The organism is Ferrimonas sp. YIN67, assembly GCF_057219095.1.
The window spans coordinates 98,049-112,707 of sequence record NZ_JBXVVJ010000002.1 but is presented as its reverse complement, the minus strand read 5'-3'; the positions used below and the strand labels follow the sequence as shown (position 1 = coordinate 112,707).

12 protein-coding genes are annotated in these 14,659 nt (G+C 58.5%); 3 read left to right on the top strand and 9 right to left on the bottom strand.

The features are described from left to right. Positions 1-2: 2 nt before the first annotated feature. The 5 genes from AC2D8U_RS04190 to folD form a co-directional block, all read right to left on the bottom strand. Positions 3-668 (bottom strand): cytochrome c oxidase subunit 3, encoded by a 666-nt coding sequence (locus AC2D8U_RS04190; protein WP_484617795.1) that lies wholly within the window; start codon positions 666-668, stop codon positions 3-5. Then, entirely contained in the window at positions 665-2,467 is a 1,803-nt protein-coding gene (gene ctaD / locus AC2D8U_RS04185) for a cytochrome c oxidase subunit I (protein ID WP_484617794.1), read from the bottom strand. Before ctaD ends, AC2D8U_RS04190 begins: the two co-directional genes overlap by 4 nt. Continuing rightward, complete coding sequence (locus AC2D8U_RS04180) at positions 2,467-3,939, bottom strand: c-type cytochrome (RefSeq protein WP_484617793.1); 1,473 nt, start codon at positions 3,937-3,939, stop codon at positions 2,467-2,469. Before AC2D8U_RS04180 ends, ctaD begins: the two co-directional genes overlap by 1 nt. Positions 3,940-4,147: 208 nt before the next feature. Further along, positions 4,148-5,236, bottom strand: a complete 1,089-nt coding sequence (locus tag AC2D8U_RS04175) for a hypothetical protein (RefSeq protein ID WP_484617792.1) — start codon at positions 5,234-5,236, stop codon at positions 4,148-4,150. Positions 5,237-5,516: 280 nt separating this feature from the next. Further along, positions 5,517-6,386 carry a bifunctional methylenetetrahydrofolate dehydrogenase/methenyltetrahydrofolate cyclohydrolase FolD gene (gene folD, locus AC2D8U_RS04170; RefSeq protein ID WP_484617791.1) on the bottom strand — a complete coding sequence of 290 codons (870 nt, stop codon included), beginning with the start codon at positions 6,384-6,386 and terminating at the stop codon, positions 5,517-5,519. A 158-nt stretch (positions 6,387-6,544) separates the two neighbouring features. On the opposite strand from folD, the gene AC2D8U_RS04165 reads away from it, so the two are divergent. From AC2D8U_RS04165 to AC2D8U_RS04155, 3 genes are read left to right on the top strand one after another with little or no spacing between them, the layout of a single operon-like run. Then, the gene (locus AC2D8U_RS04165; RefSeq protein WP_484617790.1) at positions 6,545-8,323 is read left to right on the top strand and encodes an ABC transporter ATP-binding protein; all 1,779 of its coding nucleotides are present in this window, start codon (positions 6,545-6,547) and stop codon (positions 8,321-8,323) included. Beyond that, positions 8,320-10,086 (top strand): ABC transporter ATP-binding protein, encoded by a 1,767-nt coding sequence (locus AC2D8U_RS04160; protein ID WP_484617789.1) that lies wholly within the window; start codon positions 8,320-8,322, stop codon positions 10,084-10,086. The genes AC2D8U_RS04165 and AC2D8U_RS04160 overlap by 4 nt, the downstream gene beginning before the upstream one ends. Beyond that, positions 10,083-10,463, top strand: coding sequence for a nuclear transport factor 2 family protein (locus tag AC2D8U_RS04155; protein WP_484617788.1), 381 nt, complete (start codon positions 10,083-10,085; stop codon positions 10,461-10,463). Before AC2D8U_RS04160 ends, AC2D8U_RS04155 begins: the two co-directional genes overlap by 4 nt. 259 nt (positions 10,464-10,722) lie before the next feature. Here the strand turns inward: AC2D8U_RS04155 and AC2D8U_RS04150 are convergent, their stop codons facing one another. From AC2D8U_RS04150 to AC2D8U_RS04135, 4 genes are all read right to left on the bottom strand, one after another. Further along, entirely contained in the window at positions 10,723-11,283 is a 561-nt protein-coding gene (locus AC2D8U_RS04150; RefSeq protein ID WP_484617787.1) for a hypothetical protein, read from the bottom strand. A gap of 333 nt (positions 11,284-11,616) precedes the next feature. After that, positions 11,617-12,909: an MBL fold metallo-hydrolase gene (locus AC2D8U_RS04145; protein WP_484617786.1), complete on the bottom strand. Its 1,293-nt coding sequence runs from the start codon at positions 12,907-12,909 to the stop codon at positions 11,617-11,619. Next, positions 12,906-13,760: a hypothetical protein gene (locus AC2D8U_RS04140; RefSeq protein WP_484617785.1), complete on the bottom strand. Its 855-nt coding sequence runs from the start codon at positions 13,758-13,760 to the stop codon at positions 12,906-12,908. Before AC2D8U_RS04140 ends, AC2D8U_RS04145 begins: the two co-directional genes overlap by 4 nt. Before the next feature lie 104 nt (positions 13,761-13,864). Next, the gene (locus AC2D8U_RS04135; RefSeq protein ID WP_484617784.1) at positions 13,865-14,497 is read right to left on the bottom strand and encodes a metallophosphoesterase family protein; all 633 of its coding nucleotides are present in this window, start codon (positions 14,495-14,497) and stop codon (positions 13,865-13,867) included. Between the last annotated feature and the right edge of the window lie 162 nt (positions 14,498-14,659).

Here is a 14,659-nt window from a genome sequence, read left to right as displayed (position 1 = left end):
CTCTAGGGTTTGATCTCGACACCACACAAAGCCGCCAGGGCCTGGTAGGTGCCGGGAGAGCTGGTAAGTAGCGCAAAAAGCACCAGCCACAATAACAGCAGGAAGTGCCAGTAGCGCAGCAGCAGGGAGAGGCTTTGCCTCGCCCGCGTCAGATCTTTATGCCACAGGGCATAGGCACTGCGAGGCCAAAAGAGCAGGCCCGCCAGCAGATGCAGGCCATGCAGGCCGGTCAACAGGTAGAAGAAGCTCGCCGCGACACTGCTGTCGACGCCGTAGTCCCGGGCAGCAAACTCTTGCCAAACCTGGAATTGGCCCAACAGGAACAGCCCCGCCGTCAGGGCGGCAAACAAGGCCAAGCCTCGAGCCAACAACAGGGCGTGACGGCAACTCCAGTAGGCCCCCTGAAGCAGGACGCTGCTGGCCAGCAGGGCCCAGGTATTGCGCCATAGCAGGCTGGGATCATACAGGGGCTGCCAGGGCTTTTCGGTCAGGGGCTGCCAGTCCCCTAACTGAGTGCGCATGATCATCGCCACCATAAAGAGCAGGAACATGGAGCCGATCACCGCGATCAGGAAGGACAAACCGGTACGGCGGATCCCATAGGGGGACCCCGAAAGCCGCTCGGACGCGTCGCCAGCAAGCCAGGGCTTTTCGGTCAGCAAACTCATGATCCCTCCGGGGTCGGCTTGGTCGGGGGTACCGATGAGAGTGTCTCAGGTCCGGAGGGCTCAGGATCGGCGTTCACTCCCCAATCATCGGTCTGCATCAGGTAGTCCCTGTCTGCGCCAGGAACGCTGTAGTCATAAGCCCAGCGGTGCACCACGGGAAGCTCGGGGCCCCAATTGCCATGGCCCGGTGGCGTCTGCGGGGTCGACCACTCCAAACTGGTCGCCTGCCAGGGATTGGATCCCGCTTCTTTGCCACGGGCATAACTCCAAGCCAAATTGAACAGAAACAGCAGTTGCGCCACCGCCACGATCAGCGCTGCCACCGTGATAAAGGCGTTGAGCGTCTCCGCTTCGGGGGGGATAAAGTCGTAGTTTTCATAGGCGTAATAGCGACGGGGAACGCCCAGCACACCTAGGTAGTGCATGGGAAAGTAGATGGCCCAGGTCCCCAGGAAGGTGATCCAGAAATGCAGCTTGCCCAGGCCGTCGTTGAGCATTTTCCCGGTGATCTTGGGATACCAGTGGTAGATGGCGGCAAAGATCACCAAGATGGGGGCCACCCCCATCACCATATGGAAGTGCGCCACGACGAAATAGGTGTCGGACAGGGGCAGATCCACCACCACGTTGCCCAGGAACAGGCCGGTCATGCCACCAAAAACAAAGGTCAGGATAAAGGCCAGGCAGAACAGCATGGGCACATTGAGCCGAATGTTGCCTTGCCACAGGGTCAGCACCCAGTTGTAGACTTTGATGGCCGTGGGTACTGCGATGATCAGGGTGGAGGCGGCAAAGAAGAAGCCAAAGTAGGGGTTCATGCCCGAGACATACATATGGTGTGCCCAGACCACGAAACTTAAAGCCCCGATCCCGACAATGGCCCACACCATCTGGCGATAACCAAAGATATTCTTTCGAGCATGGATGCTGATCAGATCCGAAACGATGCCAAAGGCCGGCAAGGCAACAATGTAGACCTCGGGGTGACCAAAGAACCAGAATAGGTGTTGAAACAGCACCGGGCTGCCGCCGCCATAATCCAGGGATTGTCCCAGGGAGATGATCTCAGGCATAAAGAAGCTGGTTCCCAGCAACTTATCGAACAGCATCATCACCGCCGAGACAAACAGCGCCGGGAAGGCCAGCAGCGCCAGCACCGTCGCGGTGAAGATCCCCCACACTGACAACGGCATCCGCATCAGGGTCATGCCCCGGGTCCGGGCCTGCAGTACCGTGGTGACGTAGTTGAGGCCCCCCATGGTGGCAGCAACGATGAAGATGGCCAGCGACACCAACATCAGGAGGATCCCGCCATCCACACCCGGAGTGCCGGGCAAAATGGCCTGGGGGGGATAGAGGGTCCAGCCCGCTCCCGAAGGTCCGCCGGTCACGAAGAAGCTCGCCATCAACACCAGCACCGCCAGGAAATAGAACCAGAAGCTGAGCATGTTGAGGAAGGGAAACACCATGTCCCGGGCGCCAATCATCAAGGGGATCAGGTAATTGCCAAATCCCCCCAGGAACAGGGCGGTCAGCAGATAGACCACCATGATCATGCCGTGCATGGTCACCATCTGGTAATACTCGCTGGGATCGATCAGGTTAAAGCTGTCGGGAAAGCCCAACTGCAATCGCATCAGCCCGGACAGCACCAGGGCCACCAGACCCACTGCGATGGCGGTCAGGGTATACTGCACCGCGATGGTCTTGTGATCCTGGCTAAAGACATAGGTCTGCCAGAATCCCAGATGAGGGTGATCCGGTTCGCCTGGGTGTCCGACGTTATGCTGCTCATCCATCACTTCAACCCCTCGATGTAATCCACCAAGGCCTCTACCTCAGCCTCGCTTAAGGGCACCGCCGGCATCACCGGAGGATACCCCTCAACCACCTCCTCGGCCGGCGCCACAATGGCTCGCCTCAGGTAATCGCGATCCGCCACCAGGGTATCTCCCCCCAGCAGTCGCCGCTCGCTACCCACCAGCCCCTGCCAGGCGGGGCCGATCATCGGCGCCGATCCGGTACTGTGACAGGCCAGGCAGCCTTTTCCTTCGGCCAGGGCGGCTCCATCCAAAACGACCGGGGCCTGGACGGCCCCCTGGGGCTCAGTCGCGCCATCGATACCCATTTCAGCCGCACTGTCTTGGTCCGCTCCTCCAGGCAACGATTGCCCGGCAACGCCTCCCATCTCGCGAATATAGGCGATCAGTTCGGCGATCTGCTGGTCCGAAAGCTCGTAGGGAGGCATCACATTACCGTACCCCTCCACCACCTTGATCCCGGGCTGACGAATGGACTCCGCCAGGTATGCATCATCCACGATTTCCGTGCTGCCATCGCTCAGTCGCTCGACCTTGCCCACCAAGCCCGACCAGCTGGGTCCCAGGGGACTGGCGGCAAAGCCATGACAGGCCAGGCATCCTTGTTCGGTGGCCAGGGTTTCGCCACGCAGGGCTTGGGGTGAAAGGCGCGAAGCCCCCTGCGCCTGGGTTTGTGCAAAGGTCGGCTGAGCCGCCAGCCAGGTATTGAAATCATCGGTACTGGCGAACTCGACCCCACCTCGCATGTTGTAATGGCCTACGCCACAGTATTCGGCGCAAAGGATCTCGAATCGGCCGATGCGGGTCGGGGTAAACCACATGGAGGACACAATGCCGGGCACCGCATCCATCTTGTTGCGTATCTGAGGAATGTAGAAGTCATGCAGGACATCGATGGAGCGCAGTTTGACATGAACCGGCTGATCAACCGGCAGGACAAATTCGTTGTGGTTGATGAGGCGGTCGTCCTGACTCGCCATATCCTGAGGATCCAGGCCAAAGGGATTGTTGGCGTTGATCAGCTTTACGCTGCTTCGACCCAACACCCCATCCTCCCCGGGGAAACGAAACCCCCAATTCCACTGCCTGGCCAGGACCTCGACCTCGATGGCGTCGTCGGGGACACTGACCACGTCTGAGTACACTGCCAGTCCCGGTGCCAGCATCGCCACGATCCCCACTGCAGTCAGCCCGGTCAACCAAAGCTCCAACTTTTTGTTTTCCGGCTCATAGGCGGCGGTGCGGTCGGGCCGATAACGAAATCGAAACACCGCATAGGCGGTAAAGAGGATCACGGCAATGAAGACCAGACCTGTCACAGCCACCGTGATGCCGATGGTCAAGTCGATGTCTCCCCAGTTAGAGGCAAGCTCCGGCAAGACCCAGGGGCCCCAGAAGTGAAAAATGACAGACAGGATCAGGATCAGAACCAGAGTGATGGCGATGATCATAGGCGCATTGACTCCCCAACTGTGGTTTACGACAGTGAGGCGCCCCGATTGGGTATACAGCCTGGACCGTCGACTATGCCACGGGCATTCTGTAACCAACATAGAGAATAGGCTTGGCTTTTGCCAAATCAATCAGCAGATAAAACGGTTTTGGCGAGGAGATTGGGAGGAATGGGCTGCGACAGGTCTGTCGCAGCCCAATTAACACTTAACGTCGAGTGTAGAGAGCGAAAGCCGGATCGGCCCGCAAGGTATCCATGGAGCCACGCAGGCCAAAATCATAGCCACACAGCTTAAAGTTGCCTCTCATGGCAACGTCATAGACCATATCCGACGTATCCAGTGGAGAGAAAAAGGCATAATAGATCCCATCCCCATACGCCTCCACTTTGACCGGCCGGTATTCGTTGCCGTTATTAAAGCGCGCGACCCGGCAGCTGCGATCGCCTTTGGCAGTAAGCAGGGACCATAACTCACCTTGAGAGTCTGGACTGCCAGGCCAGCGGACGATCAAACCGTCGTTATTGATCAGCAACTCGTAATTGTCCGGCATGGTGACACCGTGTTGATAGGTGGGTTCACTGCTTGTTGGCTCTGCCGCGACCGGAACTTCCGCCTCACTGCTTGAACTCAGGGCCCCACCGAGAACCCGAACCAACAACACCAAGGCGATCAACACCACCAGCCCCAGACCAATCAGTTTGCCATGCTTGCGCCCCTGAGCAATCAGCGGCTGCAGGTGTCGCTGCCAGTCGATACCGGCATTGATCGGTGCATCCCAGTCATGCTCTGCCACCCCAGAGGTGGTGGGCGCCACAGGATCAGGTTGAACCTGACCGTCGAGGGATGGCTCAACCCGGGAGATGGCCGAATAGCTTGGCGCGCCAGCTTCGCTCTTGATGGCTGGCCCCTGGTATCCCTGCACATAGCTGCCCTGACCGGCGCCCCGACGGCGTGGCAAGCGAGCAAGCCAAAGCGCTGCGCCCAGGGGCAGCAGCAATAACCACCAGCTCCAGCTGGCACCAGCGCTGGCATAGTGGCCCAGGGCAAACAGGCTAAACAGGGCAGGACCTGGGGCCGCTAACGCCGGAGATTGCCCGGCATCGGCCAGGCGACGACGACCGCTGGCATAACTGAGCCCGGCACCGGCCAGGGCGACCAGACTCACCAGAGTCGGCGCAAACCCAGCGCCATAAAACAGACCGGCCAGCAACAGCAGGCTCAGAACCAATCCCAAATGGATCAGGGCGGTACGGGCGCCATTTTCGCGTCCCGCCAAACAAATTAGTGTATGCACCACAGACACAGGTGCCCCCTTTTAGTAGAACGAATTCTCCGCAGGTTATCCTAATTCCAAACCCGGCGTCATGATCTTAAAAACGGTTTGGGCAAAGAAACAGCGCCTTTCGTCCATTGTCTGGGCAAACAGTGACTTGTCTATGCAATGGTTCAGCCCTAAACAGGGTTACCTAGGGTTTAATGGCTCTCCTCGAAGCGCCAAACTTGACCAGGTTGTGCCAATAACAAAACGGGCGCCGAGGCGCCCGCTGGTTCTTCACAGTGCACAGCTGCAACAGCTAGCCCTGTTGCTGATGGTAAGCCTGGAGCGTATTACGCAGCAGGCAGGCGATGGTCATGGGTCCCACACCACCAGGAACCGGAGTGATGGCACTGGCGACCTCGGCCACCGGCTCAAACTCCACATCCCCCACCAGACGGAACTTGCCATCGCGCTCGACGCGGTTGATCCCCACATCGATCACCACCGCCCCCTCTTTCACCCAGTCCGCCTTCACCATCTCGGGACGGCCGACGGCAACGATCAGGATATCGGCCTGGCGACACAGGGCTTCGATATTCTGAGTGCGGGAGTGCACCAGGGTAACGGTACAGTGCTGCTGCAGGGTCAGCAGTGCCGCGGGCTTACCCACGATGTTGGAGCGGCCCACGACGACAACGTGCTTGCCGGACAGTTGATCGCCCAGGGTCTTCTGCAACATGATCAAACAACCCAGCGGGGTGCAGGGGACCAGCACCTCTTCGGCACCACTGAGCAACAGTCCCATGTTCTGGGGGTGAAAGCCATCCACGTCCTTGGCCGGATCGATGGCGCCAATCACCTTCTGCTCATCGATGTGCTTGGGCAGGGGCAGCTGCACCAGGATCCCGTGGATGCTGTCATCCCGGTTCATGGTATCCAGCAGAGCCAGCAGAGCCGCTTCAGAGGTGTCGGCATCCAGCTTATGCTCGATGCTGCGGATCCCGGTCTGTTCGCACTTCAGCAGTTTATTGCGCACATACACCTGACTGGCGGGATCTTCTCCCACCAGCACCACGGCCAGGCACGGTTGGGGCTTGCCATCCTGAGTCAACAGGCTGACCTCCTGCTTCACTTCGGCCAGCACCTCGGCAGACAGGGCCTTTCCGTCAATTAAATTCGCGCGCATTTCCATTTTCTCAGCAAACCAACAATGGCCTATAGATTAATGCAGAGATCCGCCAGATCCCAGTGCAAACCTCTGTTTTGACTTGATAACCAAATCGTGATCTTTTGACCGTAAAGGCCTGTGCTATTATCGGCAGTCGCGCTGTTTCAGGATGAACCATGACGCTGTTTTTTCGCCTCGGCTGGTTTTTCCGCCGCCACAAACTGACCTACGCCCTGGCCCTGGTGATGCTGCTGCTGGTGGCCCTGATGAACATCGCCGTCCCCTACCTGATTGGGCAGACCCTGGATGGCTTGCTTCACAAGGCCGAACTGGGAGGCACCCTTGACGGCCCGCTGTTTGGTTACCTTCCCCACCTCTTGATCCTGGGCCTGGCCATGTACCTGCTTCGCTTTGGCTGGCGGGTGGTACTGTTCGGCGCTTCCTACCGCCTGGGCGGCGATCTTCGACATCAGCTGTATCGGCGCCTCACCCGTCAGGGCCAGGCCTTTTTCAATACCCACAGTACCGGCGATCTGATGGCCCGGGCCACCAACGATGTGGATGCCGTGGAGATGGCCGCCGGCGAGGGGATCCTCACGGGCTTCGATGGGATCCTCACCTTTGCCCTGATCCTGGTGGTAATGATCACCCTGATCGACTGGCGCCTGACACTGGTGGCGCTGCTGCCCTTTCCTTTTATGGGCTGGGCGTTCTACCGGATCTCCAAACTGCTGCACCGTCACTTTCATCGCTCCTTGGAGCGTTTCTCCGAGCTCAATGAAACCACCCAGCAGGCGATTGCCGGGATCCGCCTGGTCAAGGCGATGGGACGTGAGCCGATAGAAAGCCAGCAGTTTAACCGGATCACCGACGCTGCGGCGGAGAAGACCTTCCAGGTGGCGCGGGCCGAAGCGATGTACGATCCGGTGATCTTCATCTGCCTGGCGTTCACCACCCTGCTCTCCCTGGGCTTTGGCACCTGGCTGATCCTGCACGACCAGCTGACCATAGGCCAACTGACCAGCTTCTCCCTCTATCTGGGTCAGTTGATCTGGCCGATGTTTGCCTTTGGCTGGCTGCTCAATATCGTCGAGCGTGGCAGTGCCGCCATCGGCCGACTGGAAGCCCTGTTTAACACCCCGGACAGCGTGCCCGATCGGGGGCGCCTGCCCTTGGGCGGTGCCGATCTGCAGATCCAGCAGTTGAGCTTTGCCTATCCGGATGAGCCGCCACCGGGACGGATCGCACTGCAACTGGACTCAGTAACACTGCCTCAAGGCAAGGTACTGGGGATCGCCGGCCCGACGGGATCCGGTAAAACCACCCTGATCCGTCTGTTACAGAGGCAGTTCGACACAGGCGATGCCCTCAGCCTGGGGGGGCACCCTCTGAATGAGTACGCCCTGTCCGAGTTGCGCCGGGCCTTTGCCCTGGTGCCTCAGGATCCCTTCCTGTTTAGCATCAGCATTCGCGACAACATCGCCCTGGGCAATCCCGAAGCCGGCGAGGAAGCGATCCGCCAGGCCGCGCGGATGGCGGCGGTGGAGCAGGAGATCCTGCGCTTTCCCGAGGGGTTCGACACCATGGTGGGTGAGCGGGGAGTGACCCTCTCCGGCGGCCAGCGTCAGCGCATCGCCATCGCTCGGGCCCTGCTGTCCGATGCGCCGATCCTGATCCTCGACGACGCCCTCTCCGCCGTCGACATGGACACGGAGCAGAAGATCCTCGCCCAACTGCGCCACCACAGGCCACAGCAAAGCCGCATCATCATCAGCCACCGCCTCTCCTCCATCAAGCAGGCCGATGAGATCCTGGTGCTGCGTCAAGGCCAGGCACATGAGCGGGGCAGCCACCACCAGTTGCTCAGTCAGGATGGCTGGTATGCCCGCATGTGGACCTACCAGCAGATGGAAGCCGCTCTGGATCAGACGGTTGGACAGGAGGCCACGCCATGAGCCGCACTAACGGGCATAAGGGCACCTTCTCACTGCTGGCCGGTTACATCTACCGGGATCCCCGGCTGCTGGCCAACTCCATCGTCCTGCTGTTGCTGGCCACGGCACTGGATGTGGCCGGTCCCCTGCTGGCCAAGGTGTATATCGATGACCACCTGCTGATCGGCGATCTGGATCCGGCATCGCTGCTGTGGCTGCTGGTGCTGTATCTGGCCTGCCAGCTCGGCGCCGGCGCCTTCCGTTTCCTCCAGGCATTGAGTTTTACCCGCATGGCCCTCAACGCCGTCACCGAGATCCGCAAGCGTACCTTTGCCCGGGTTGTCCGCCTGCCCATGAGCTACTTCGATCACGCCCGTACCGGTGCCCTGATCAGCCGGATCACCAACGACACCGAGGCGATCAAGGATCTCTATGTTCAGTTCCTCTCCAACGTCCTGGGCAATGCCGTCATGCTGTGCGGGATCCTGGTGGCCATGGCGATCCTGGATCTGCGCCTGATGCTGATCGCCCTGGCCCTGGTGCCGGCGGTGATCACCATCATCTACCTCTACCAGAAGATCTCCGGCCCGGCGGTCGCTCAAAGCCGGGCGCTGCGGGCCGAGATCAACGGCAGTCTGAACGAATCCATCGGTGGCATGAGCCTGATCCAGAGCAGTAACCAGGCGGGTCGCTTTCTCGAACAATTTGGCCAGATCAATGACGGGTACTACCGAGCGCGCCTGCGCACCATCTTCGCCAGCGGCCTGCTGCTGCGGCCCGCCATCGATCTGCTGAGCATCGGCAGCATCGTCGGGATCCTCTGGCTGTTTGGTCACCAGGTGGTCGAAGGGATCGCCGAGATCGGCGTACTCTACGCCTTCCTCAACTACCTGGCCCGTTTCACCGAGCCCCTGGCCGAGATCACCCAGCGTTTTAACCTCTATCAGCAGGCAATGGTGGCCGGGGACCGGGTTGCCACCCTGCTGCACGAGCCCGAGCAGCACTACGGCCAACAAACCGGCGCCCTGGCCAGCGGTCGCATCGACATTCGCGATCTGAGCTTTGGCTACCAGCCTGAAACGCCTGTGTTGAAAAACATCGATCTCTCTGTTCCCGACGGGGGCTTCTACGCCATTGTTGGTCATACCGGCTCAGGCAAAAGCACCCTGCTCTCCCTGCTGCTGGAGTTCTACCCCGCCCCGCCCGGGACGATCCTGCTTGGGGGCGACGATCTGCACCGGCTCAGTCAAACCGCACTGCGCCAGGGGATAGGCCTGATCCCCCAGGAGCCCTTTATCCTCTCCTCCGATCTTCACGCCAACATCGATATGGGTCGGGGCCTGAGCAGCGAAGCGATCGAACAGGCCGCCCGCAAGGCCCACCTCCATGAGGCGATCTCTGCCCTGCCCCAGGGCTACAGGACCAAGCTGGGTGAGGGGGGCCTGCGCCTCTCCACTGGCCAGCGCCAGCAGCTGGTGATCGCCCGGGCCCTGGCAGCGAAACCGAAAATTTTGTTGCTCGACGAGGCGACCGCCAGCATCGACAGCGAAACCGAGCAGGTGGTGCAACAGGCACTGGCAAGGCTACGAGGCGAGATCACCATCATCGCCGTGGCCCATCGTCTCTCCACCATCAAGCAGGCCGATCAGATCCAGCTGCTGTCCCAGGGACGTATCGCCGAGCGAGGCAGCCACAGTGAGCTGATGGCCCTGCCCGGCGGCACCTACCGCGCCATGTACGAACTTCAGCAGCAAGCCGCCCGAGTGGAGGCGATGGCCCAATGACGTTAACACAGCAGTTGATCGCACTGGAGTTGCGGTTGCAGGCACCGACCACCCGCTCTTGCCTGGAGGAGCTAAACCGACTGATCGCCGACGACTTCGAGGAGATCGGCTCGACCGGGCTGCGCTTTGGCAAGCAGGCGGTGCTGCAGTGGCTGCCCCTGGAGCAGCAGGCCCCCATCAGTTTTGTCAGCCAAGCCTTCGAGCTACGAACCCTGGGGAAGGATCTGGTCCAGCTACTCTATCAGTCCTGGATGCAGATCGAGGGGCAGGATCCCAGCCATTCCCTGCGCACCTCAGTGTGGCGGCGTGGGGAGACCGGGTGGCAGATCTGCTTTCACCAGGCTACCCCCTGCGCGCCGTTCCCGTTAACCCCATAGTCACAGGGGCCGCGCAACGGAGCGCCAAAAAGCGCTCCTCTGGCCAAATCCGATCAGGAGGAATAAATCACACCCGCAGGCGCTTCAATGATGCCATCTCCGCACTGCTGCTCTTTTCCGTTGCGCCGGTTATCGGAGAGATCCTGCACCAAGCGGACGGTTCGCCCGAACAACACCTCCGCCTCACCGGGCCTATGGCTTTAAACCTCTATGACGCCACGGCCCGCCGTGGCGTCATGGCGCACGTCAGACGAACTCCTCAATAGAGATCGATCATGAAGAGGCAATCGAAGGTAATGGGCTGACCCACCGCCCCGGCAAACGCACTGAGATCCACCATGCCGGAGAGACGCGATGTCCCCATGGCCCCGGCGAATCGCCCAGTGCCGGAGAGAATGGCATTGCCCGTGCCCGCAGCGCCTGTGATGTGGGTGATGTTTTGTCCCGACGGCGTCACCGTATTATGAAATACCGGTTGGACACTGGTGTTACCCCGGGTGATGAGGGTGCCCTGAGGCAGATAAAAGTAGGTGGTGCCCACCAGAGCCAGCCCGGTACCGGTCGGGGTGATATTGGACAGACAATCCGTGGCCGTGCCGATCAAACGTTGATTCTTACCATCATAGAGCTGCACATCGAAGCAGATCGCCGGGTCCATCGCCCCATCACCGTCGATGTCCGGTACCGTACTCTCATACATGTCACCACTGCCCACGAGATTCAGGACAAAATGCTTTCCCCCACCGGCATTTGCCTCAGGGGATAAAGAGACAATAACCATCAGGACAGCCAGTACTGCAAGCGAATAAACCGATCTCATAACAACCTCACTCATTCCGTACTTCTCGCCGAACGCGACACGGAACACTGTCAGATCTTAGTGCAATTAAAACGCAACACCGATGCCGAAACCGAAGATAATTGCAACTTACATCAATGACTTACACGAATTTGAAAAATGAGTTCGATTAACTTGCTCCATAAACAGATGCTTAGCGACACCTGTGATTGCCCGTTCCCCCTCGACTCTTGTGTAACACCATGTTGAGCCGAACGGAGAAGGGCTTTGGCCAAGAATGGTTCTGGCGCTTGTCGGACGGCTCCGGTTCCCAACACGATCGTGCCTAGGCCGGTCCCAAAGCGCGAACCTGTATTAGAGATCTATGGACCCGCCATTTTCAAGCAGAACAACATTGTCAAAGTACTGAGAAAACTGCTCACCATTGAGGGTGTGTATTGGCACCAGTTTCTTCGGCTTAAGCTCACGAGCAAACGCCTGAAGATGATCCCGATACGCATGACCACTGGTATGGATATAGTGCCAACTTTGACCAAACTCTCGCTCTACCTCGGCGAAACTCGGCTGTTTGTCTTGATACCCCTGCCACATCGAGTAGATCAGGCGGGGCGATACGCCTCGCTCTGCAAACGCCCTCAAGTAAGGCGTCATCGCATGGGTAGACAGCCGAAACACACAATCTTCTCCCCTGCCTTCAAGCTTGCTGAGGTTCAGATGCCGCTTAGCGTGTCTTAAGAAATCTTCCCCATAGGCTCGCGCAATACGCTCCCTTTGGCCTCTGGGAAAGATCACACGGAGATGATCGCCCTCATGGGGTGGGAGCCCGGGCGCATGACGCTTCAGCGATTCCAACAGATACATCTGATAGAGATCGATCACCAGTCGACGACCCGTCCTTTTCGTCGCATTGTAAAGGCTCACGAGGCGATCAATATTGCTGCCGGAAGCGGCCACAAATATCGGCTGTCCACCGGGCCTCAGTTCCTCGATCAACGCTGCTTCCACCTCGGCTTCACTGGCAAACCGTTGGGAGTGACATTGATCCAGCGTCGTCCCCTCCATCAGCATCAGATCCGGTTGTTGCACCCGGCCCTTGATGTAGTCACCAAGCTGTTGCTTACGCCCATGTCCCCGAAAGTCACCGGTATAAAAGAGGGTCTTTCCCGCAACCTGAACCAACAGGCTACAGGCGCCAAAGGCGGAGTGATCCATTAAAAATGCCGTAATGGTAAAGGGCCCGATCTGAAAGGGCTTACCTGGCCGAAACACCTCGCAGTGCGCCAACCGATTCAATCTCATTTCGTCGGCATAAAAGAGGTTGCAGACCTCCAACAATGAGCGTGTCCCATCAGAGAGATAGACCGGCGTCTGAGGGGAAAGATGATCCAGCAATCCATAATGATCCGGATGGGCATGAGACACCAGAAAGGCCAAGGGAGCCTTGGCATCGCCCTGCTGAATATCGAGCAGGATCCCATTCTCAATGGAGGGGGTCTTGACCGCATTCGGCTCCAACGATTTGCCACCGGGCGCCATCAAGGGCGCACCATAATCCAGGACCACGCTGTCATCACCATGGCTGATCTTAATGCAGCTGCCACCTATGGTGTCGGCCCCCCTGAGCAGGGTAACCCGGGTCGGCTTCATAGGCTGAGCTCGTTAGTTCGAGAGTGGCTGCGAGAGTGACGGCAAGCGAGGCGGCGAGCGAGGCGGCGAGCCGAGCGCTCTGTCATGATCTGAAGCGTCACCCCCTGCGCTCTCAATTTTTCCTCATGCGCTTGCCAGGTATTGTTTCTATCCTTGTCGGCCTGATGGAAGATCAGCAATCGTGGCACAGGATCGATGGCCAGTTCCCGCTCTCCCTTCGCCACCGCCAGGATCAGGGGATCCACCGTCTTGCCGGCGTGTTCGGTTAACGTCATCAGGATCCGGCAAGCATTGGTATAGGCTTCGACCAACTCCTCCTGGCGCCACGGTTCAACAAGAAAGTCCTGATAGTGTGCCAACTGGTCGAGCACTTCTGGGCGCTCACCGTTCGAGCGACAGCGAGTGTCATCGGACAGTTTTGCCTCCCAGAACACCAGGTTGATCTGATCATCAACATCCTCCAGCGCAGCCAGATCGATCCGGTAACCGCTGCCGGGCAGGCCGACTTCGAGATCAATAACCGTCCCGTTCGCTGCGGTGATCTCCTCGACAAACTGTTTTTCAACTCCCTGGTAGCCCTTAGCCCGGCCGATCCAGGCCTCGAGGGTTTCTCCACCGACATAGTGAGTCTCCTGCTCAGGAGCCAAGGGGTTATGGATCCGCGTCTGCTCACCGGTCAAACGGGTGTAAGCCTGGCCCTGCTGCTGCGGGAAAACATACTTAACGTGTTGCTCACTATAGAGGGTGGCCTGGCGATCAAAGGCTACCTTGGCGATAGCCTGCCCCAAGTGATAGAAGTTGACGTAGTTCTTACGAACCGCGAGTCGCAGTCCGGTTTCACCCAGGATCATACCCGCCGGTTGTAGGCGATTTTTTAGTTCAGACCACCAAAGAGGGTCCTGTTCCGCGAGCCTATTTATATCAAATGCGCGTGAAAACTTTGCTGACATGCTGATTATTTCTGGTCTTTTGTTAGATTAATAATATTGTGATTGGGTACTGGGCCAGATACGTTATTTCCCGGATTGGACACAATCACATTCTGATATTTGCTGTAACGCGCCTGGGCGCCATGAACGTGCCCACACAAGAGGTAACGGGCCTGCAGTAGACCATATTTCAATGCGGCCTTAAGTTCACTACAGCCCCAGTCCAGGCCATCCTGCTTGGCGACCTTCAGACCGGTAGGGGGCACATGGTGCAGCAAGACATCACAGCCGGAGAATCGCGCCAGATCCGGTTCGTGATAACCGGCACAGCCGAAGGTCCACCCCTTGAGCTTCACCACAGCTCCGTCGGTATAGATTGGCGAGTCATTGACCTGCTGTAACCACTCGGATGCCATTGATAAATCTTGAGTATCATCCAGATCATCGTGGTTACCGGAACACACGAAACTCGGGCATGGCAACTGCTTCAGCCAGGTAAGGAGCCCAGTCGCCTGTGCCTCCTTAGAGAGCACCTGATGGATAGAGTCATCAAGCAGATCGCCCGTAATACATACCGCCTCATAATGGTGGGCATTCTCGAGCACCCACGCCATCTGGGTCTGGTTAAAGTGCAGATCGGACACGTGTAAAATTCTCACGTCAGCATTTTCCTCACCATACGTTCGCATTTTATTAGAGATTGCTAGTCAACAAATGATTCTCTTCCCCTATATATTCAAACCAAAGGCCCAGAAGTTAAGCAACGCAAGTGAATACATCTGCAATTCGTGACAAACATCACCAATAACTTAAATGACCGA